Origin of the sequence: Serratia sp. 22278 (genome assembly GCF_052045405.1) — a bacterium.
Classification (GTDB): domain Bacteria; phylum Pseudomonadota; class Gammaproteobacteria; order Enterobacterales; family Enterobacteriaceae; genus Serratia; species Serratia marcescens.
The window spans coordinates 16,430-37,319 of the sequence record NZ_JBQEOW010000015.1 but is presented as its reverse complement, the minus strand read 5'-3'; the positions used below and the strand labels follow the sequence as shown (position 1 = coordinate 37,319).

At 56.6% G+C, this 20,890-nt stretch carries 19 protein-coding genes and 1 tRNA gene; 11 read left to right on the top strand and 9 right to left on the bottom strand.

The annotated features are described in order from the left end of the window. Positions 1-3 precede the first annotated feature (3 nt). Positions 4-1,521 (top strand): lysine--tRNA ligase, encoded by a 1,518-nt coding sequence (gene lysS, locus ACTJJ6_RS20920; RefSeq protein WP_004931697.1) that lies wholly within the window; start codon positions 4-6, stop codon positions 1,519-1,521. A gap of 147 nt (positions 1,522-1,668) precedes the next feature. Next, positions 1,669-1,742: transfer RNA gene (locus tag ACTJJ6_RS20915), tRNA-Gly, on the top strand. Positions 1,743-1,943: 201 nt separating this feature from the next. Here ACTJJ6_RS20915 and ACTJJ6_RS20910 read toward each other — a convergent pair. Further along, positions 1,944-3,254, bottom strand: coding sequence for an MFS transporter (locus ACTJJ6_RS20910; protein ID WP_440804055.1), 1,311 nt, complete (start codon positions 3,252-3,254; stop codon positions 1,944-1,946). A gap of 85 nt (positions 3,255-3,339) precedes the next feature. Continuing rightward, positions 3,340-4,290, bottom strand: coding sequence for a 2-hydroxyacid dehydrogenase (locus tag ACTJJ6_RS20905; RefSeq protein ID WP_079450547.1), 951 nt, complete (start codon positions 4,288-4,290; stop codon positions 3,340-3,342). A 571-nt stretch (positions 4,291-4,861) separates the two neighbouring features. Between ACTJJ6_RS20905 and ACTJJ6_RS20900 the strand changes: the two genes are divergently transcribed. The 4 genes from ACTJJ6_RS20900 (at position 4,862) to ACTJJ6_RS20885 (ending at position 9,338) form a co-directional block, all read left to right on the top strand. Then, on the top strand, positions 4,862-5,332 hold the full coding sequence (locus ACTJJ6_RS20900; RefSeq protein WP_016929962.1) for a YhcH/YjgK/YiaL family protein: 471 nt from the start codon (positions 4,862-4,864) through the stop codon (positions 5,330-5,332). A 375-nt stretch (positions 5,333-5,707) separates the two neighbouring features. Next, positions 5,708-6,295 carry a sugar dehydrogenase complex small subunit gene (locus ACTJJ6_RS20895; protein WP_004931706.1) on the top strand — a complete coding sequence of 196 codons (588 nt, stop codon included), beginning with the start codon at positions 5,708-5,710 and terminating at the stop codon, positions 6,293-6,295. After that, a complete protein-coding gene (locus ACTJJ6_RS20890) occupies positions 6,292-7,944 on the top strand; it encodes a GMC family oxidoreductase (protein ID WP_197817773.1) in 1,653 nt (550 codons plus the stop codon). Before ACTJJ6_RS20895 ends, ACTJJ6_RS20890 begins: the two co-directional genes overlap by 4 nt. After that, positions 7,941-9,338, top strand: coding sequence for a c-type cytochrome (locus tag ACTJJ6_RS20885; RefSeq protein ID WP_049300379.1), 1,398 nt, complete (start codon positions 7,941-7,943; stop codon positions 9,336-9,338). Before ACTJJ6_RS20890 ends, ACTJJ6_RS20885 begins: the two co-directional genes overlap by 4 nt. A gap of 119 nt (positions 9,339-9,457) precedes the next feature. Here ACTJJ6_RS20885 and ACTJJ6_RS20880 read toward each other — a convergent pair whose 3' ends face one another. The 3 genes from ACTJJ6_RS20880 to ACTJJ6_RS20870 form a co-directional block, all read right to left on the bottom strand. Further along, positions 9,458-10,450 carry a LacI family DNA-binding transcriptional regulator gene (locus ACTJJ6_RS20880; RefSeq protein ID WP_004931713.1) on the bottom strand — a complete coding sequence of 331 codons (993 nt, stop codon included), beginning with the start codon at positions 10,448-10,450 and terminating at the stop codon, positions 9,458-9,460. A gap of 287 nt (positions 10,451-10,737) precedes the next feature. Further along, complete coding sequence (locus ACTJJ6_RS20875; protein WP_440804049.1) at positions 10,738-11,970, bottom strand: cysteine desulfurase-like protein; 1,233 nt, start codon at positions 11,968-11,970, stop codon at positions 10,738-10,740. Then, entirely contained in the window at positions 11,967-12,581 is a 615-nt protein-coding gene (locus ACTJJ6_RS20870) for a 2OG-Fe dioxygenase family protein (RefSeq protein WP_004931716.1), read from the bottom strand. Before ACTJJ6_RS20870 ends, ACTJJ6_RS20875 begins: the two co-directional genes overlap by 4 nt. Positions 12,582-12,968: 387 nt before the next feature. Here ACTJJ6_RS20870 and ACTJJ6_RS20865 point away from each other — a divergent pair, with 387 nt between their 5' ends. Next, complete coding sequence (locus ACTJJ6_RS20865) at positions 12,969-13,445, top strand: hypothetical protein (RefSeq protein WP_004931717.1); 477 nt, start codon at positions 12,969-12,971, stop codon at positions 13,443-13,445. A 3-nt stretch (positions 13,446-13,448) separates the two neighbouring features. Beyond that, positions 13,449-14,057: an OmpA family protein gene (locus ACTJJ6_RS20860; protein ID WP_016929955.1), complete on the top strand. Its 609-nt coding sequence runs from the start codon at positions 13,449-13,451 to the stop codon at positions 14,055-14,057. Between the two features lie 188 nt (positions 14,058-14,245). Here ACTJJ6_RS20860 and ACTJJ6_RS20855 read toward each other — a convergent pair whose 3' ends face one another. The 3 genes from ACTJJ6_RS20855 to ACTJJ6_RS20845 form a co-directional block, all read right to left on the bottom strand. Beyond that, the gene (locus tag ACTJJ6_RS20855; RefSeq protein WP_015378954.1) at positions 14,246-14,584 is read right to left on the bottom strand and encodes a hypothetical protein; all 339 of its coding nucleotides are present in this window, start codon (positions 14,582-14,584) and stop codon (positions 14,246-14,248) included. A gap of 135 nt (positions 14,585-14,719) precedes the next feature. Beyond that, positions 14,720-15,289: an HdeD family acid-resistance protein gene (locus ACTJJ6_RS20850; RefSeq protein ID WP_004931723.1), complete on the bottom strand. Its 570-nt coding sequence runs from the start codon at positions 15,287-15,289 to the stop codon at positions 14,720-14,722. A gap of 127 nt (positions 15,290-15,416) precedes the next feature. Then, positions 15,417-16,307: a LysR substrate-binding domain-containing protein gene (locus ACTJJ6_RS20845; RefSeq protein ID WP_440827431.1), complete on the bottom strand. Its 891-nt coding sequence runs from the start codon at positions 16,305-16,307 to the stop codon at positions 15,417-15,419. A gap of 165 nt (positions 16,308-16,472) precedes the next feature. Between ACTJJ6_RS20845 and ycaC the strand changes: the two genes are divergently transcribed. Both ycaC and actS read left to right on the top strand, forming a co-directional pair. After that, positions 16,473-17,102 carry an isochorismate family cysteine hydrolase YcaC gene (gene ycaC, locus ACTJJ6_RS20840; protein ID WP_016929953.1) on the top strand — a complete coding sequence of 210 codons (630 nt, stop codon included), beginning with the start codon at positions 16,473-16,475 and terminating at the stop codon, positions 17,100-17,102. Positions 17,103-17,289: 187 nt separating this feature from the next. Next, positions 17,290-18,039: an amidase activator ActS gene (gene actS / locus ACTJJ6_RS20835; protein WP_048324756.1), complete on the top strand. Its 750-nt coding sequence runs from the start codon at positions 17,290-17,292 to the stop codon at positions 18,037-18,039. Positions 18,040-18,073: 34 nt separating this feature from the next. Here actS and ACTJJ6_RS20830 read toward each other — a convergent pair whose 3' ends face one another. After that, the gene (locus ACTJJ6_RS20830) at positions 18,074-18,931 is read right to left on the bottom strand and encodes an AraC family transcriptional regulator (RefSeq protein ID WP_440804039.1); all 858 of its coding nucleotides are present in this window, start codon (positions 18,929-18,931) and stop codon (positions 18,074-18,076) included. A gap of 179 nt (positions 18,932-19,110) precedes the next feature. Between ACTJJ6_RS20830 and ACTJJ6_RS20825 the strand changes: the two genes are divergently transcribed. Continuing rightward, positions 19,111-20,880, top strand: a complete 1,770-nt coding sequence (locus ACTJJ6_RS20825) for an ABCB family ABC transporter ATP-binding protein/permease (RefSeq protein ID WP_440804124.1) — start codon at positions 19,111-19,113, stop codon at positions 20,878-20,880. Positions 20,881-20,890 lie beyond the last annotated feature (10 nt).

The following is a 20,890-nucleotide window of genomic DNA, read 5'->3' as shown; positions in this document are numbered from 1 at the left end:
GAAATGTCTGAACAACAAGTACAGGGCGCCGATCAGGCGCTGGATCTCAATAACGAACTGCAGTCCCGCCGCGAGAAACTGGCCGGCCTGCGTGAGAACGGCATTGCGTTCCCGAACGACTTCCGTCGCGATTCCACCTCCGACAAACTGCACGCTGCGTACGGCGATAAAGACAACGAAGAGCTGGAAGCGCTGGGCGTAGAAGTGACCGTCGCCGGCCGCATGATGACCCGCCGCATTATGGGCAAGGCATCCTTCGTCACGCTGCAGGACGTGGGCGGCCGCATTCAGCTGTACGTCGCGCGCGACGATCTGGCTGAAGGCGTGTACAACGAGCAGTTCAAGAAGTGGGACCTGGGCGATATCCTGGGCGCGCGCGGCAAGCTGTTCAAAACCAAGACCGGCGAACTGTCGATCCACTGCACCGAACTGCGTCTGTTGACCAAAGCGCTGCGTCCGCTGCCGGATAAATTCCACGGCCTGGCGGATCAGGAAACCCGTTACCGCCAGCGTTACCTGGATCTGATCGCCAACGAAGAATCGCGCAACACTTTCAAAGTGCGTTCGCAGGTGATGTCGGCTATCCGCAACTTCATGGTGGAACGCGGCTTCATGGAAGTCGAAACCCCGATGATGCAGGTGATCCCGGGCGGCGCGTCCGCGCGTCCATTCATCACTCACCACAATGCGCTGGATATCGACATGTACCTGCGCATCGCGCCGGAACTGTATCTGAAGCGTCTGGTGGTCGGCGGCTTCGAGCGCGTGTTCGAAATCAACCGCAACTTCCGCAACGAAGGCGTTTCTCCGCGCCATAACCCAGAGTTCACCATGATGGAACTCTACATGGCTTACGCGGATTACAAAGACCTGATCGAGCTGACCGAGACCCTGTTCCGCACCCTGACCGAGAAAGTGCTGGGCACCTCTCAGGTGCAGTACGGCGATGAAGTGTTCGACTTCGGCAAGCCGTTCGAGAAGCTGACCATGACCGAGGCGATCAAGAAATACCGTCCGGAAACCGATCTGGCTGACCTGGCCGACATGGGCAAAGCGGTGGCCATCGCCGAATCCATCGGCATCAAGGTTGAGAAGAGCTGGGGCCTGGGCCGCGTCGTGACCGAGATCTTCGAAGAAGTGGCGGAAAGCCATCTGATTCAGCCGACCTTCATCACCGAGTACCCGGCTGAAGTGTCGCCGCTGGCGCGCCGCAACGACGTGAACCCGGAAATCACCGACCGCTTCGAGTTCTTCATCGGCGGCCGTGAAATCGGCAACGGCTTCTCCGAGCTGAACGACGCCGAAGACCAGGCGCAGCGCTTCGCCGATCAGGTGAATGCCAAAGACGCCGGCGACGACGAAGCGATGTTCTACGACGAAGACTACGTCACCGCGCTGGAGCACGGCCTGCCGCCGACCGCCGGTCTGGGCATCGGCATCGACCGCATGGTGATGCTGTTCACCAACAGCCACACCATCCGCGACGTGATTCTGTTCCCGGCGATGCGCCCACAGAAATAATTCCGTTTAGCGTGCAAAAACCGGTGCAGGCAACTGCGCCGGTTTTTTTTCGTCTACGGGACTTAACCGCTTAAAACATCGGCAGTTACGCGCCATCTCCGCTTGCCCGCCGCCGATAACCGGTTATAATGCCTGTCGCACACCGATGCGGGTGTAGTTCAATGGTAGAACGGCAGCTTCCCAAGCTGCATACGAGGGTTCGATTCCCTTCACCCGCTCCAAAATCTCCCTATGCATCACCCCATTGAGTTATAACCGTTTTCAGAAAAGCTGATTCTCAACGATGCATCACCGTTTGGTGCGGGTTGACGTGTGAGTCGCTCAAGCCATTGGCCTGGCATTTAACCGCGATAACACAACGCGCCGCCCAATCCTGATGCGGGTGTGAGCCGCCGTCGCTGCCCACACCGCGTTATTGCCGCTTAACTCCATTTCTGTTTGGCCCCGGATGGCAGGCGGTTGTCCGCTTCTTCGCAGGTGCGATCGCATTCTTTCGGCAGCAGGAAGGTGATACTTCCTGCCAGCAGCAGCGATGCCGCCAGCGCGCAAACCGCGACGTTCTGTCCGTACAGATAAATCATGACGCCGACCAGATAGGGGCCGCAGAACCCACCGAGGTTGCCCAGCCCGTTGATCACCCCGCGTGCGCTGCCCGCCACTTCCGCCGCCGCAATGCGTCCGGGAATTGACCAGAAGGGGCTGGTCGCCGCTTTAAGGAAGAAGCCGCACACCACCAGCGCGATATAGGCGGCCACCACGTGCTCATGCAGGATCACCGAGGCTATCAGCGCCGCCGCAAAACAGTACAGGGAGATCCTGACCCACAAACGGCGTTTACCGCTGCGATCGCTGAACATCGAAATCACATAAATCCCCGCCAGAGTGGCAACAAACGGCAGGATCGCCAATACCCCCACATTGGCCATGCTGCCACCGGTCAGGTTTTTCAAGATGGTGGGCAGCCACAACGTATACCCATAGTCTCCGGTCTGGTAAAAGAAATTCAGCACGACCAGGCGCATCAATCCCTTGTTGCGAAATACCGCTTTTAACGGCGCTTTGGCCGGCGGCCCCATCCCTTCCCGCGCTTTGCGCTCCCGGGCCAGTTCGGTCAATAAATAGTCGCGTTCCTTCGCCGGCAGCCAACGCGCTTCTTCCGGGCGGTCACTGATCACCAGCCACCAAATGGTCAACACCACGATCGACAATAAGCCTTCGATAATGAACAGCCAGCGCCAGTCGAGGGCGGCAATAATTGCGCCGGAAACCGGGGCGGTCAGCATCCCTCCTAGTGGGGCAAACATCATGACAAAGGCATTGGCCCGGCCCAGTTCTTTTTCCGGGAACCAATTGCTGACCATGGTCAGCACAACGGGCAACATTCCCCCTTCGGAGATCCCGAGAATAAAACGCAGCACGAGCAGTTGATATTCATGGGTGACGAACCCGGTGGCGATAGAGACAATCGCCCAGGCCACGAGCGACCAGGCGATAAAACGTTTTCCGCTACCGTAAACCGCAAGTCGTCCGCCAGGGATTTGCAGAAATAAATAACCAATAAAAAAGATACCGCTGGCCACGCCAGCCATCTGGCTGGTAATGCCTAAATCCTGTTCCATGCCACCCGGCAGAGCAAAGCTGATGTTAACGCGATCCATAAATGAAATAATACAGGTGATAAGGATCGGCGCGATAACCCGCAGCCAGCGAGTTCCTGGTATTTTATCGGTCATAATAGCGTCTCGATGATATCCGCCATTCACAGAGAATATTGTGTTGGCGGATAAAAATGATTATTCGTAACTCAAACGATCATTTTTATTGAATTAACCCAGGAATATCCTGATGTGAAAAATAACCTGCCAGATTATCCAAAACGGATTGGCTCATTCCCTGACGGGTTTCTACGGTAGCGCTGGCCACATGGGGTTGAAGCAGAACATTCTCGAGCGCAAAGAACGCTGTCGGGACATGGGGTTCGTTTTCAAAGACATCCAGAGCGGCCCCGGCGATAACATGATTTTGTAACGCCTTTATCAGCGCCGTCTCATCGACCAGGCTGCCGCGGGCGATATTGATAAGCCAGGCGCGTTCGGGCATGGCGTTAAATACGCTGGCATCAACAATCCCGCGGTTTTCCGCACTGCCGGATGCCGCGATCACCAGGAAATCACTCTGTGCTGCGAGCGTGTGCAGATCGGCGCACCACTGGTAATCCAGGCCGTCTTTGCGCTGGCGGTCAGTATACAGGATGGTCATATCGAAGCCTTTTGCCCGGCGGGCGATGGCTTGGCCAATATTCCCCATGCCGAAAATACCGATGCGTTTACCGCTCACTTTGGTCGCCAGCGGTGGCGGCGTCGTTTCCCAGCGGCCTTCACGTACAAATCGGTCCCCTTGGCAGAGGCGGCGGCTGGCGGACAGCATTAGCCCCAGAGCCAGATCTGCCACATCATCGGTCAGCACGCCGGCGGTGATCCCGACGCTGATATGGCGTTCCCGGGTGTAGTTGAGATCGATAGCGTCAGTCCCCACGCCAAAGACGGCAATCATGCCCACCTGCGGCAGCTGTTCCAGCGTCTCCCGGGTTACCCCCACATCACCACGGGTGACCACCGCCTGAACGTCTGCGCCATGGCGAACCAGGAAGGCTGGAATATCTGATTGTTCATAGAGACGGAATACCCGGTAACGGGCGTCCAACGCGGCCTGTAAAGCATCCATCACCGGCGCGATAAGCAAAATGGTAGGTTGAGTGTCAGTGTGCATCGTTGCGATCCTGTCTGAAAAATAGGGGATACCCTGTATCAGACGTTTTTTTACCGCTTATTTTTGCGATCTGCATCACGCCAAAGAGTGTTAAAAAAGCATGTTACTGCTGGCGTGATCTCGTGTGCAATTTCATGGCTTCTGTCAGTGACTATCGGGGCAAATAACCCATTATGCCCGTAGGAGGAGAATGCGAAATCGATCGATTTTGGCGAGAGCGGTGAATAACCAGTGATTTTCTGCCGTGGATCACAGGATAAGTAACGTTGTTTCGTAACACTTAATTAAGTGACTTTTGTCACAGTTTTAAGCGGCTAAAAACCGTGAGATAGGCCATGACTTATTTCACCATGCCGAATAGCCTTTCAGGTGGAGTTTACTCACAGTGGAGATAGGTTGTAAATATTAGAAACAAAGCGGTTTGCTTTGTTGCTTATTCATAGTGGCGCCCGTAGAGCGAACTAATAGCGATTCTACCGTAATTACGCCGAGATTGCGTGTTGCCATAAAACTACCCAGTCATTGTTTTTGTCGGTGAAATACCGAGCCGATATTGACCAGAGAAAATATTATGATAATTGATGCCTTAACCACTGCCGTAAATAATAGATTCTATCCGGCAGCCATTCGAAAAATGCTGGCCAGCATTATTGAAAGTGAGCCGTACAATTTACCTATCGGCCACTATCAGGTGCAGGGTAAACAGATGTTCTTTAACGTCGTTGAAGGGGAAACCAAACTATTGTCCGACCAGAAGCCGGAGTTTCATCGCCAGTATCTGGATATCCATCTTGTCCTGGAAGGGAGAGAAGTGATTGGCGCCGGGGTTCTGGGGCTGCCTTTGCCCCTGAGTGAGCCATTTAACGAGGCGCACGACCTTGGGTTTAGCCCGGCGATCCCCGGTGAGACTCTCATCCACCTGCAACCCGGTGAACTTGCCGTTATCTTTCCGGGGGAGCTGCATCGCCCGATGAGTACCTGCACAACACCGGCAGTTCTGCGCAAAATTGTGGCGAAAATCGACGGCGCCCTGCTGACGTAGCAAGATGTTCAGCGGCGGCTGGTATCGCTACTTCAGGCTGCCGGCGGAAAGCCTCGCTCATCCGCCGTCTGCCGCGATTCCGAAGAATACGCCTTTCCCGTCAACGCCATAGCCCCTAACTTTTAAAAATTGAGTTGGGTTGAATAAATTTACGGCAGAGATTACGCCGTATTATTTACAGGGATATTTGCTTCAGGTTCAGATTACATCATTAAAGGCCGTGAGTTTACCTCTGTCGTAGATGTAGCCAATCTCATAACGCCTTGATCTTTTAATGCGATTCCTCCCCATTAGCACAATTTTTTATTTTGGTTTGCCTGCGTTCTGATAGATATTAAAAAAACTATATAAAAATAAATTATTTCGGAGCTAATAATGTCGTTGCAAATCGTGCTTACCCGCAGGGAGGCGCTGGGGAAAATGGTGGGCGTCATCGTCGCCGCCAGCCTGTTGCCTTATTCAAATATAACCTATGCCGAACGGGCGCAAATTGCCGCCTCGCCCGTTGAATACGCGCAATTTTTACAAATTTCGAGAAAAATTACCGAGTTTGACGATTTGGACGTCACACTCTCCGCCCGCTATTTTTCCGCACTGCGCGAACATTTTCCGCAGTTGAACTCGCAACTCAACGCCCTGTTCATCCTGAGCCAGCAAGCCACCGATGCGGAAACCTTGAACCGACATGCGATTGAACAGGGGCAAAGGGAGCTTATCCAGGCGATCGTGACCGCGTGGTATACCGGAACCGTAGATCCTTCAAGCGCCGAGCAGGGGCAGTTGATTAGTTATAAAGAAGCGCTGATGTATCGCACGGTTCAGGATGCCCTGATTGTGCCGACCTGGTGCAATTTTGGCCCGCTGTGGTGGACCGGCTTGCCGCCGGGCGTTACCCGCCAACCTTCCATTCCCGCAACAGATTTGCCTGCCGTAGCCGATAAAAAATATGAGGATCGCGTGTGAAAAGCCCAATAATTAATGCTTCCGGCGATGCAGAGGCCGATGTCGTCATTGTCGGTTCCGGTATTGTGGGCGGTCTGATGGCGGATGCTTTGGTGAGCCAGGGCTACTCGGTGCTGGTACTTGAGGCAGGCCCGCGCATTGAGCGCGCACAGGCTGTGGAAAACTGGCGCAATATGCCACTGCACAATCGTGCGGGGTCGGATTTTCAGGGGCTTTACCCGCAATCGGAGTACGCCACCGCGCCGCTCTATTTCCCGGAGAACGACTATATCAAACTGACCGGCCCCAATGGCTCAGGCTTTAAACAGGGCTATTTGCGTGTGGTGGGGGGAACCACCTGGCACTGGGCCGCTTCTTGCTGGCGCAACCATCCCAATGATTTTCGCATGAAATCCCTCTATGGCGTGGGGAGAGACTGGCCTATTTCCTACGAAGATATCGAACCGTGGTACGCGAAAGCCGAAGAGGAAATAGGCGTTGCCGGCCCGAATAATCCGGAGTGGCAGTCCCCTGCGGAACGCAGCGGGCCTTACCCGATGGACATGGTGCCCTGGGCCTACGGCGACAGACGCATTGCTGAGATTGTTAATCCTCACGGCTTTAAATCGGTGCCCATTCCGCAAGGCCGCAGCACCCGGCCCTGGAACGGACGGCCCACCTGCTGCGGCAATAACAATTGCCAGCCGATTTGCCCTATCGGGGCGATGTACAACGGCATTCACCACGTTGAACGGGCCGAACACAAGGGGGCGAAGGTGATCCCCGAGGCGGTGGTGTACAAAATTGACACCGACGACAATAACCGCGTCACCGCCGTTCACTGGTACGACACGGCGCATAACTCCCATCGGGCGATCGGTAAAACGTTCGTTCTGGCCTGCAATGGGATTGAGAACCCGCGCTTGCTGCTGCTGGCGGCCAACGAAAAGAACCCGAACGGCATCGCGAACAGCTCGGATCAGGTGGGGCGCAACATGATGGATCACTCTGGCCTGCACTGTTCCTTCCTGGCGCGAGAGGCTCTGTGGGTTGGCCGCGGCCCGGCGCAGAGCAGCTGCATGGTGGGGTACCGTGACGGCGCGTTCCGCAGCGACCACTCCGCCAACAAGATCATCATCAACAACATCAACCGGGTGATCCCCTCCGCCCTTGAAGTCCTGAAAACGGGCAAGGTCGGCAAGGCGCTGCAGGATGAAGTGCGCGATCGCGCCAGCCGCTCGGTGGATCTCTCCATCAGCCTGGAACCGCTGCCGGATCCGAACAACCGTCTGACCCTGAGCCCTACCCGCAAAGACAAGCATGGCCTGGCCTGCCCGGACATCCACTACGACGTCGGCGAGTACGTGCGCAAAGGGCTGGAAGTGGTCAAAACCCAGCTACGGCAGATTGGCGACTTGTTCGATGCGCAAGAGTTTGTGATTAACGACAAGCTGAATGCCAACAACCACATTATGGGCGGCACGATCATGGGCAGCGATCCCACGAACTCGGTGGTGAACGGCAATTGCCGCGCCCACGATCATGACAACCTTTGGATCCCGGGTGGAGGCGCCATGGTTTCAGCCAGCGTTGTCAACACCACGTTGACGATGGCGGCGCTTGGACTCAAGGCGGCCAATGACGTACTTCGAGCCCTGGAGAGCAAATGAATAAAATCACCCATTCGTTGGCAGCGACGCTGCTGCTGGGAAGCGGCTTCGCGGCGCATGCCCAGGACGGCGATCTGATCGCTAAAGGGCAAGCGCTGGCTATCGCCTCGGACTGCATGGCCTGCCATACGAATACGCAGCAGCAGGGCAAGCCTTTTGCCGGGGGGTACGGCATTGCTTCTCCCATGGGCACTATCTACGCCACCAATATAACCCCATCGGTAAAATACGGCATCGGTGGCTATTCCGAAGCGGCGTTTGCCGACGTTCTGCGCTCGGGGATCCGGCAAGATGGGACGTATCTCTATCCGGCAATGCCCTACACCGCCTACACCCGTCTGAGTGATGACGAGATCCACGCGTTGTATACCTATTTCATGCATGGCGTTGCCCCGGTCGATGAGCCAGCCAAGCGCCAAACCGATCTGCCGTTTCCGTTCAACATCCGTCTCTCCATGGCGGTGTGGAACATGCTTTATTTGGATAATCGGCGTTTCACCCCGGATGTGACGAAAGGTGAGGCGTGGAACGAGGGGGCCGCGCTGGTGCAGGGGCCGGCTCACTGCGGAACCTGTCATACGCCGCGTAATGTGCTGATGGCGGAAGACAATTCGCGCTTCCTGATGGGGGCATCGTTGGGTTCTTGGTACGCGCCGAATATCACCGCCGATCGCCAGGAAGGGATCGGCGACTGGAGCGAGCAGGAGTTAGTGAACTATCTGAAAACCGGTCGGGCGGAAGGGCGCGCACAAGCTGCGGGGCCAATGGCTGAAGCCGTTGAGCACAGCTTCCAATACCTGACCGACCGGCAGCTGCAGGCGATTGCAACTTATCTGAAGACCGTGCCGTCACAGGGCGAGGGGCGCCAGGGCAATGGCCTCAGTCAGGCGCACTACAACGTTGAGCACCATCTCCGCGGAATGAATTCGCCCAACGCCAACCACACGCTCAATAGCGGCGAGGCGCTCTACAGCGGCTACTGCGCCAGTTGCCATCAGCCGGACGGCAGCGGCAGTTTGAACCAGGCTTACCCTTCGCTATTCAACAACTCCACCACGGCCGCGAACAACCCGTCAAACCTGATTGCCGCCATTTTGCAGGGGGTTGATCGCCGGGTTGACGGTAAGCACGTCCTGATGCCGAGCTTTGGCGCCGGTTCCTATGTCGGAGAACTGACGGATAAGCAGGTTGCCGATATCGCTAACTTCGTGCTGCAGAAATACGGCAACAGCACGCTGAGCGTGAGCGAGGCCGACGTGAGTGAGGTGCGCGCCGGGGGTCCGAAACCGCTGTTGGCGCGCGCACAGCCGATGATTCTGCCTGGCATGGCCACCATGGCGGTCGTCATTATTCTGCTGATCCTATTCTGGCTCCGGCGCCGCAAGGCACGTTGAGGGGGCATTCGGTCAGGTGGGTGACGCCATCTGGCCGAATTTCTGGCCGGGATAGCGAGTGATGTTCTTCTGACGACGCGGGCAGCTATGGCCAGTGATGAAGTCACTGGCGGGGAACGCTATATTGTCTCCCCCATTGACAGGCGGAAGTGGAGATCGACATGTTCAATGGTCGGCAGCCCTTTAATTTTTTTTATTATGATCTCTGTCGCCACTTTCCCCATCTCATACCGTGGCGTCAGTACGCTGGCTAACCGGGGGGTAATGATCTGCCCGATCTCAAGACCGTGAAATCCGGCAATGGCAATTTGCGCTGGAACGCCGATACCGTTTGCCAGGCATTCCTGTAACACTCCCACGGCCAGATCGTCGTTGGTACAGAGAATACCGTCCATATCCGGATACATTTGGCTCGCAAGCGTCATCATGCCTGTCCCAATCGAAATGGAAGAGATCTTATTGGGGGAAATGCGACCGGTAGGCAAATCATGGTTAGCCATTGCCTGACAGTATCCCGTGTAACGCTGTTCATCGCGGATATCAGACATTGAACCAAAATAGATAATGCGTTTTTTACCGCTGGCCAGCAACATGGTGGTCATATCGTAGCCGGCTTTCACATTATCAAAACCCACGTTAATTCGATCTGCATTGCCTGACAGCCCCATGATTTCAGCAACGGGTATTTTTGCCGCCTTCAGGAGTTTTTCCGCCCGCAGGCTATGGACCGACTCGGTCAGCAGCAGCCCTTTAATCTTAAAAGCCAGGATCGCGGCGATTTGCTCCTCTTCGCGTTTGCTGTTGTAGTCATAATTGACGACCAGCGTCTGATAACCCTGTATAGACGTCACGGATTCAATGCCGGCGAGGACATCAGCAAATATCAGATTGTTAAAAGAAGGAACCAGAACGCCGATGAGGGGAGGGCTATTGGAATAGAGGGCGGGATTGTCGGGATCGGCCTGATAGCCGACTTCCTCGATCACGGCGGCGATGCGCGCAGCCGTTTCCGGTTTAACCCTGTCCGGCGTGCGCAGATAGCGACTGACCGTCATTTTGGTGACACCAGCCAGTACAGCAATGTCATTTAACGTAATTCGCTGCGACTTCACCATTCATACTCATCTGACCCAGACCGTGTTTGTCATTATGCCCACTGCTGAGCCAAAAGAGAATGCGCGCAATGCGCTGCCCCGGCCGTATCCGGTGACAACCGCACGATGCGCCGATCCCGGCCTCTTTTCCCGTTCCGGCATTATATGTCCGTTATCTCCGCATTTCGTAACGCGGGGAAAGAAAGGCACGCATCTGCGTGCCGTGGACGCGGTGGAAGAAAAGACGGGCAGTTTGATACCTTATTCGGCCTGCCCAATAAGATGAACGGGCCGATATGGCCGGGTTAACTGAGAATATCTTCGGCGATCACGTTGAACAGCGTATCGATCTCGCCCTGAGTGTTGTAGTGCATCATGCCGATGCGCAGCACGCCGCCGTCCTGCAGCCCCAGCTGTTGCACCAAGCCCAACGCATAGAAATGCCCGCTGCCGGCACAGATGTTGTGCTGCCCCAGGCGGCGGGCGATCGCGTCAGGCGTATGGCCGCTGAAGGTCAGGGCGAAGGTCGGCGTGCGGCGCGCGCTGTCCGCCCGGGGGGTGCCATAAAGCCGCACGCCGTCGAGTTGTTGCAGCCGCTGCAGGAAGTGGCTGCACAACGCCTCTTCATGCTGGTGGTAGGCGGCGAAGCTCTCCTGCAGACGCTGCCTTAACGGCGCACCGGGCGTGCCCCACTGCGCCAGATACTCGATAGCGGCCGCGACGCCGGCCAGCGCTTCGAAGCTTTGCGTGCCGGTCTCGAAACGGCCGGGGCCGACGTCGGTGGCCGGCTCGACTTTGTACGGCCGCAGGCGCTGCAGCCACTGCGGCGCGATGTAGGCCATGCCGACGTGCGGGCCAAAGAACTTGTAGGCGGAGCACACCAGGAAGTCACAGCCCAGCGCCTGCACGTCGATCAGGTTATGCGGCGCGTAATGAACGGCGTCGACATACACCTGCGCGCCGACCCGATGCGCGGCTTCAACGATGGTTTTGATATCGACGATGCCGCCGGTGACGTTGGAGGCGTAGCTGACCGCCACCAGACGGGTGTTGGCGTTGATGCGCTCACACACTTTCGCGGCATCCAATGCGCAGTCGGCGCTCTCCAGCGGTATCTGATGTACCGTGGCCCCTTTGTCGGCGGCGGCCTGCTGCCAGCTGGAGACGTTGGCGTAGTGATCCAGCGCGGTGACGATGACTTCATCGCCGGCCTGCCAGTCGCGGCTGATGATGCGGCTGAGATGAAAAGTCAGCGTGGTCATGTTCATGCCGAAGACGATGTTGTCGGGCGACGGCGCATTTAACAAGGCGCGCACCGATTCCCGCGCCTGGCCCATCACCTCGCCGGTGACCCGGCTCGAGAAATAGTGGCCGCCCAGGTTGGCGTTGTACCTTCCCAGGTAGTCGGTCATTTTTTCCAGCACGCCCCGTGAAACTTGCGCACCTCCGGGGCCGTCGAAAAAGATGGCCGGTTTGCCGTCGATCTGCTGTGACAGGGCGCTGAACTGGGCGCGGGCGAGCTCGGGGGTAAAGGTCATGCTTTCTCCCCCCGCGCGGTGAGGACAAAGAGATCCAAATGACCTTCTTCTTCCGGGCTCACGGCGTTGATCGGCGTGGCGTTGTGCCACAGTTTGCTGTCCGCCAGCAGCACGGCCTCACCGTCCGCCAGCGCTTTTTTAAAGAAAGGATCGTGGCGGCTGTCGTCATACAGCATGATTTCACCGCCGACGATGTTGTGCCGGTGAATGGCGATCATCGCGATATGGTCGAAACCGTCCTGGTGTATGCCTTCCGGCGCCACCTGGGTGTCTTTCTCGATAGCGACCACGCGCATCTGGTGGATCTCTATCTCGGCGCCTTCCGGCAGGTCGTTGCTCTCTGCAAACAGGTTGCACATCTCTGCCATGCCGGCGCTCTGCAACACGGCGCTGTCGATAGGTTCAAAGCGGCGCACCACATTGCCCTGGAAATGGTTGATCTGATCCGACTGCATGAAAGTGCGCGGCCCTACTTCGGCGACGTTGGGGTTGAGGTATTTAACGACCGAATAACGGCGCAGGCGATATTTGCCGTCGGCGTGTTGCGTGTGGGGCAAGGAGGAGAACGATGGCATCAGCTGTTGGGTGGCTTGCGGGCTTAGTACAGTCATACTTATTACGTTTTCGTGTTTCTGTAACATAATCACCTCTAATAATAATAATTTCTGATGTTGTAGGGGGTAATTCGATTGAATTGTAGACGAGTCTATAACCAACGCAATTTAGCGGTGGCGAGGTGTGACGGCGGTCGTAAAGTGGGATGAACAGCAGAGAGGATGAGCGGAAGGGAATGCTGGTATGAAGCCGTCATTCAGCAAAATAAGCGCTAACGGGGGAGAATTCATGCGCAAGCATAACGTGACCAAGGTTACGCTTTCAGGGATAACTCTCATGAATATGAGGTGCTTTACTATAATTCCGGGACAGAGTGACCGCAGTGGCATTGCCTGGTTGTTGAAAGAACAATCTTCAATTCCCCCTGAATAAGGACTCCGATCATGCAGCATGTCAGAAAATTCGTCATTTCCTGCCTGTTTGCGTCGATAATGTTCCCCGGCATGGCCTTCGCGGAAGATCCCCCCGTGACACCGTTGGCTACCGGGATCGTCAGCAGCGGCGTAGCCGAAGCGCAAGTGACCGAGGCCGTGCGCCACGGTGAAATCCTGACCATCAAAGTGCGTTTCAAAGGGTTGAAAGACAACCTTAATGGACAAGGCTTGTATAGCAGTCTGGATAAAAGCAGTCTTGAGAAATCCTTCTATATTCTGGTGGGTAATAAAAAATACCTGCTGCTTACCGATAGCAATAATGTCCCACTGGCCTCTCCCAGCGTGTCATTCAGCTCAAGTTCAGGCATTCCCTATGTCGCCACCTGGTTTGGCAGCTTCCCTGCGCCTCCACCTGATGTGAAAGAGGTGTACCTGACGATCGCCAATGTCGAGCCGCTCGGGCCGATAGCCATTACGGATCGTTGAGCGATGAACGGCCTCAGGAAAGCCGCCTGTGTGGGGGGGATGTTAGCCTTTGGGTTGGTGTCATTGGGTTCATGGGCTGACAGCGGAGAGCCGGCATCCGTGGGGAAACCGGTGATACTCGATCTTAAGGCCACCCGGCTGGATTTGGTTGGTTTGCCTTCGGGGCTGAATGCCGGCGTCCTTGATCTGCAGAGTAAGGCAGCGGATTTGGCTAAACAATCCGCCGACATTTCCGTCAGAGACAGCAAAAATGCCGTAACGTTATCGATGCGCAGCGATGTGCTGTTCGCCTTCGACAGCGATGCGATTGCTGCTAAAGCGGAGCCTGCGCTGCAACAGGTGGCGCAATTTATCGCGGCCGAACCGGTAGGGAACGTGGTGATCGAGGGGCATACCGATGCGGTGGGCAGCGATAAATATAATCGGGATCTGTCGCTGCGACGCGCACGTGCGGTGGCTGTTTGGCTGATCGCACATGGGGTAGAAAAATCTCGTCTGAGTGAACGGGGAAAAGGGGAGGCTGAACCGGTGGCTTCCAACGACACGCCGACGGGCCGGGCCAAGAATCGGCGGGTTGACTTCGTGTTGCCGAAAACCGCTGCCGCCGGTTAACCCCGCGCCGGTGGACGTTTCCTTTGCCAGAGCCGCTTTTAAACGGGCTCCTCCCGCTGACTGCTCGCGGAGTTCAGGCTGTATGGCGTGGAGCCGGTGACGTTAATGATTGATGAACATAATCGCGTCGCCAAAAGCCTGTATCTCGCTTTCGGTTTTCGCTTTAGCGGCCCCGATAAAATGCGGGGTCAGAACGTCTCGAAATACAGCTCGCGCAACAGCCAGGATATTTCGTTATTGGTGCGGTTCAGGACGTCTATTCTGTGAACCCCTATCGCTTCTGCGCGCAGATCGAGCAGCAAGTTGCGAATCTGCCGGAATAACGGGGTTTGCGGGTTGGGTTTGGCCAACTGCTGGCCGCACAGTTTGATACCGGCGTCGCAACCGGTGGCGATGTCCGTCAGGCAGCACGGGCAGGTGGTATTTTGGCGCGCCATATTGCGGCATTGTTGCCCGATTACCTGATTGAAATGGCGTAATTGCAGGCAGACTTCCCGCGAGTTCAACGGGTTGGAATGGGTTGTCATCGGTTTCAGCTCCCTTGTCTGCGCCTATATTGGCACTTACCGATGAAGATAACCACGGACAAGCCGAGGGGGTATCGCCTTGTTGTGTCTGGAAGCGACGAAATCGATGAGGCCCGCGATGGCGGGCCGGTAGAGTCAGGCGCGTTTAAACAGATTCGCCGCCTGGAACAGCGCAAAGGAGCTGACCAGCATTTCGATGCCGACGATCGCCGTCACCAGCGTGACCGACGCCGCCGGGCCTGAACCGATCAGCATCCAGGCGATGATCAAATCGAGCACGCCGATAACGAACTGTAGCCAGTTGCCCGGCAATCCGCGGCGCATATAGCCGGCCGCCAGGCGCGCGATGCCGCCGAGCGCGAACAGCACGGCAAGGTACACCGCCAGCGCCAGAATGCCCGCCAGTGGGCTGGTGATGAACACATAGCCGATAATCAGGTAAGCCACGCCCAGCAGAATGCCGCCGATCATCGGCCAGGTATTCTGCGCCCGGTTGGCGATCATGGCGATAATCAGCCCGGCGCCGCTCAACAGCAGCAGGACGCCGACCACGATGCTCAGCGCCGCGCCGGAGGCGAAAGGGTTGACCAGGCACAGTATGCCGCCCGCCAGCAGCAGGAAGGCGATGATCAGCAGGGTGGTGCGTTGCTTTTTGAGCAGTTCTTCGCTCAGGAGGGGCAGATTATTGCGATCAAGGTTTAGCATGTTACAGCTCCATTCTCTTTGTTGCGATCCTCGGGGGCACTCTATTTTTCCGAGCGCTCTATTATAGTAGTCACTTTTTAATCGCTGCGGTAAATCCGGCGTGGCGTTTATGCTTGGAAGCGGCGTGTTATTCGGCCAGTTCATCAACGATGAAATCAATCAGCGCCCTTACCGAAGGGGGGAGTCCTTGTCTGGAAGGGTAAAACGCGACAATCTTGTGTTGTTCCAATGTCCAGTCGTCGAGCAGCGTTTTCAGGCTGCCGTCGAGCAGTTCCTGGCGGGCTAATTTCAGCGGCAGACAGCCAACGCCGACGCCTTTTACGATCGATTCCTTGATCAGGCGAATGTCATCGCACACCATGCGCGACTTGTTGTTTATTTTGACTTCGCGATCGGCTTGTTGAAACGTCCAGGCGGCCTGAAGATGGGTCGATAACCACCCGACCGTTGGCAAACTGGAGAGATCTTCGGGCGTATTTATACTTTGGTACTGAATAGCTGCAGAGGGGGCGACCATAAATGCGGTGGGCACAGCGCAAATTCGACGCATCACCAAATTGCTGTTTTTGGGCTCATCGGCGATGAGTTTTAATGAGAGGTCATACCCTTCAGAAATAATATCCACGTTGCGATTAAATATTTTCACATGCAAATTGACCTTGGGATATTGCAGCATGAATCTCGCCAGCACTTCCGTTAGGCCAAGATCCAGGAGAATGTTTGAGCAGGTCAGTTTTATTTTTCCAGTGGGTTTTTCGCTTTTGTTAATAATAAGGCATTCCGCTTTCTCTGCGGTGCTAATCATCTGCAGGCAGTACTGAAAATATTCTTTTCCTATATCGGTGACCATGAGGTTTCGCGTTGAGCGCTGAATAAGCCTGACATTAAGCCTTTTTTCCAAATTGGATATTCGTCTTGATAGCGTCGATTTGGGTATACCAAACTTCTTACTGGCGGAAAGAAATCCACCGCATTCAACTACTCTGGCAAACATAACCATCTCATTGAAATCTATCATATAAAATTAACCTTCCCAGTGGTGAAACACTCATTCCCAATAATCGTGCTATTTACCCGGCTGGTTCATTGCTAGCCTGATGTCGGAGCGTTTGAAAGCATGCTACATGCTTGGAATGCATGGGGCGATCGGAATTTGATGATTTTGATGATAAAGGAGAAGGGAATGACTTTTAAATATAACCGATTAGATAAGACACAGGCCGCCGTTTTATTAGTCGATCATCAGACGGGGCTACTGTCCCTGGTTAGAGATCAGGATCCGGATAAATTCAAAAATAATGTTTTGGCGCTGGCCGATCTGGCTAAATACTTCAATTTACCGACGATACTGACCACGAGTTTTGAAAACGGACCGAACGGCCCTTTGGTGCCAGAGCTAAAGCAAACTTTCCCTGACGCCCCCTATATTGCTCGTCCCGGCAATATCAATGCCTGGGATAATGAAGATTTCGTCAAGGCGGTAAAGGCCACGGGCAAGAAACAACTGATCATCGCCGGCGTGGTGACCGAGGTTTGCGTGGCGTTTCCTGCGCTCTCTGCGCTGGAAGAGGGGTATGAGGTTTTCGTCATCACCGACGCATCCGGCACGTTCAATGCGATTACGCGCGATGCGGCTTGGGATCGCATGTCCCAGGCCGGCGCACAGCTGATGAGTTGGTTTGGCGCGGCGTGCGAATTGCACCGCGATTGGCGAAATGATATCGAAGGGTTGGGGAACCTGTTCTCTCAACATATTCCTGACTATCGCAATCTGATGACCAGCTTCAGTTTGCTGACCTCAGGTAAACAGTAATCCCGGCATCGCTGCATGGTTTGGCGCCTTATGGCGCCATTTTCCTCCCGCCGATCGCGCCGCAGCGGCCTCCGTGCCCGCTGTTTTCCGATAGTTGCCTCTTTCCCGCTTTTTGACTGACCCGGCGCAAATGTTACACTGTGCGGCTGAGGCGTATCAGAACCGAAAAGACGATTGGGGACAGGATTTGAGCACAGGAAGCAAGCTGGCGAGGTGGCGCCGCATCGCGGTGTGTCTGACATTGGGGCTATTGTTGGCCGGGTGTTCGGGTAAAAATACCTACAACCGCGACTACGACAAACTGCCGAAGGGCAGCTACACCGGCAAGTCCTACACCGTCAAACGGGGCGATACGCTGTACTACATCGCCTGGATCACCGACAGCGAAGTCAGCGATCTGGCCAGAATCAACAAGATACGCCCGCCTTATAGCCTAGAAGTGGGGCAAAAGCTGCGGCTGAGCGGCAGCGCGCCGACCAAAACCGCCGCCACGCGCCGTAAAACGTCTTCCTCCGCGATCGCCAAGCAAACGCCGCCGCCGGGCGCCGCCCGCTGTTGGCGCTGGCCGGCCAGCGGCCGGATCGTGCAGGCGTACTCCAATGCCGATGGCGGCAACAAGGGCATCGACATCGCCGGTAAACGCGGCCAGCCGATCTATGCTTCCGCCAAGGGCAAAGTGGTGTACGTCGGCAACCAACTGCGCGGCTACGGCAACCTGATCATGATTAAGCACGGCGAAGACTTTATTACCGCCTACGCGCACAACGACACTACATTGGTGCGCAACGGCCAGGATGTGAAAGCGGGGCAGAAGATTGGCACTATGGGCAGCACTGGCACCGATTCGGTGTTCCTGCATTTCCAGATCCGCTATCGCGCCACCGCGCTCGATCCGCAGCGCTATCTGCCGCCGCAGGGATCGTCGCCGTCCTGTTAACGTCAATCCGGCTCCTTGCGGAGCCGGATGTCAGCTATTTCAGCGGCAGATAAAGATCGGTCACCAGTTCATATTCCGCCACCTCGTGCACGAAGTTGTGGTAGTGGAAATAGAGCGGAAAATCGCGCAGCTCCTCGCCGCTGGCCGGCAACCACTCGCTGTAAAGATAGCGGGCGCTTTCCGAGAGCCCATCCAGCGATCCGAGATGGCGCAGCACCGCACAGCGCCCGGCCGGCAGCGTGCCGTTCACCACGCCGAAGGCGTTGTCCTCCGGGATCGGCGCAGTGACCTCGCCGCAAATGAAGAAGCGGAAGTCCTGCGCTTCGGTGGTGGCCGGATCGTGCGGTGCGATACCGTAAGTGCGGCTGCTTCTGACCGGCGACAGGCCACTGGTTTTGCGCCACTCGATAAAGCGTGCGGCGGTTTCGTTGACCAGCGCGGACGGGCCGCGATGTTCGATCATCGCCACCGGCGTGGCCGGGAAGTCGACAATGTCTACTTTCATGGGTTGTTTCCTTTTGTGTTTCGGCTCGGGAAAGCGCTGCTGCCAATCGATCCAGGCCGGCCGTTTGCGAAACTGGCTTGGCGTTTGGCTGAACGCCTGTTTGAAGGCGCGGCTGAAGGACTCCGGGTTTTGAAAACCGGCGTCCAGCGCGATGTCAATCACCGGCTCCAGCGGGTTATACGCCAGGCGGTACGAGGCGCGTTTGAGCCTCATCCACTGGATATAACGCCACACCGAGATGCCACAATACGCGCTAAACTGGCGTTGAAAGTGAAAGCGCGAAAAGTGGGCCACTTCGCTCAGTTTTTCGACGGTGAGCGCCTCGTCCAGGTGGCGGTCGATATAGTCAAAGACCAGCGCAAAGCGCCTTGCATACGTCTGGGTCATGTGATTGTCTCCTCCATGCCTGAACTTTGCCCGAGCCGCCGCCGCTTCTCCTGACGGATGATGCTGAGTTGTCGCCGCAGGAAAATGGGAGGGTGCGGCGTTCGCCGTCGGCCAGGCCAAACTCATAACCCCGCGCGGCTGTGCGCCGCGATCCCGATCGAGAAGATGAATATTACATGATGGATCGTTCCCGTTTGCTGAAATTCCTGCTGCCCTATCTGTGGCCGAAAGACAACCCGCGGCTGCGGGGGTATCTGGTGGTGGCCTTCGTGTTCATGGTGGCGGCCAAGGTCAGCACCACGCTGGTGCCGCTGGCTTATAAAGCGATGGTCGATGCGCTGAGCGGCGAGACGGCGAAAATGCTGGCGGTGCCGCTTGGGCTGATCGTCGCCTACGGCGTGGCGCGGGTGGGCGGCGCGCTGTTTGAGGAACTGCGCAACGTAATGTTTATCCACGTCAGCCAGAACGCCACGCGCCTGTTGGGCGTGCGGGTGTTCCGCCAGCTGCATGCGCTGAGCCTACGTTTCCATCTGGAGCGCCAGACCGGCGGGTTGTCGCTGTCCATCGAGCGCGGCACTCAGGCGGTGTCCACGGTGCTGTCGCGGCTGCTGTTCTCCATCGTGCCGATCCTGTTCGAGCTCTCGCTGGTCACGGCGATCATGTGGCATATGCTGAACGGCTGGTTCGCGCTGGCGATCCTGACGACGGTCGGCTGCTACATCCTGTTCACCGTGTTGGCGGTCAGCTGGCGCACCCGCTTTCGCCGCGAGCTCAACAAGGCCAACGCCGACGCCAACAGCAAATCCATCGACAGCCTGCTGAACTATGAAACCGTGAAGTACTTCGGCAATGAAGAGTTCGAGGCCGAGCGTTTCGACCTCTCGCGCCGGCTGTACGAATACGCCGCCATCAAGAACCAATTCAGTTTTACGGCGATCAACCTGGGGCAAACCGCCATTATTTCGATCGGACTGATCGTGATGATGACCATGGCGGCGCAGGGCATTACGCAGGGGACGATGACGGTCGGCGACTTCGTGCTGGTCAATGCCTATCTGCTGCAGCTGTATCAGCCGCTGAACTTCTTCGGCTTTATTTATTCCGAGGTGCGCCAGGCGCTGATCGACATGGAGAACATGTTCGATCTGCTGCAGGAACCGCGTGAGATCGTCGATAGCCCGGATGCGCAGCCGCTGCGCCTCGATCGCGGAGAAGTGAAGTTCGACGCGGTCAGCTTCGGTTACGACACGCGTCGGCCGATCCTCAAGAAGGTGAGCTTTACCATTCCGGCGGGCCACACGGTGGCGGTGGTCGGCGCCTCCGGCGCGGGCAAGTCCACGCTGTCGCGCCTGCTTTTTCGCTTTTACGACGTGCAGGGGGGCGCCATTACCCTCGACGGCCAGGACATTCGCCAACTGACCCAGGCCAGCCTGCGGCAGGCGATCGGCATCGTGCCGCAGGATACGGTGCTGTTCAACGATACGTTGCGTTATAACATCGGTTACGGCAAAACCGGCTCCAGCGATGAAGAAATCGAGCGGGCGGCGCGGCTGGCGCATATCCATGATTTTATCGTCGGTCTGCCCGACGGTTACGACACCCGGGTGGGTGAGCGCGGGCTGAAGCTGTCGGGCGGGGAAAAGCAGCGGGTGGCGATTGCGCGCACCATTCTGAAAAATCCGGCCATCCTGGTGTTTGACGAGGCGACCAGCGCGTTGGATACCCAGACCGAGCGCGAAATCCAGGGGCACCTGCGCGAGGTGAGCCGCAACCACACCACGCTGGTGATCGCTCATCGGCTCTCCACCGTGGTGGACGCCGATGAAATTATCGTGCTGGAGGCGGGGGAGATCGTCGAGCGCGGGGGGCACGAGGCGTTGCTGGCCGCGAACGGCCGCTACGCCGCCATGTGGCAAACCCAGTACAGTGAAGAGCAGGAACCGCACTGATGGAGCCGCC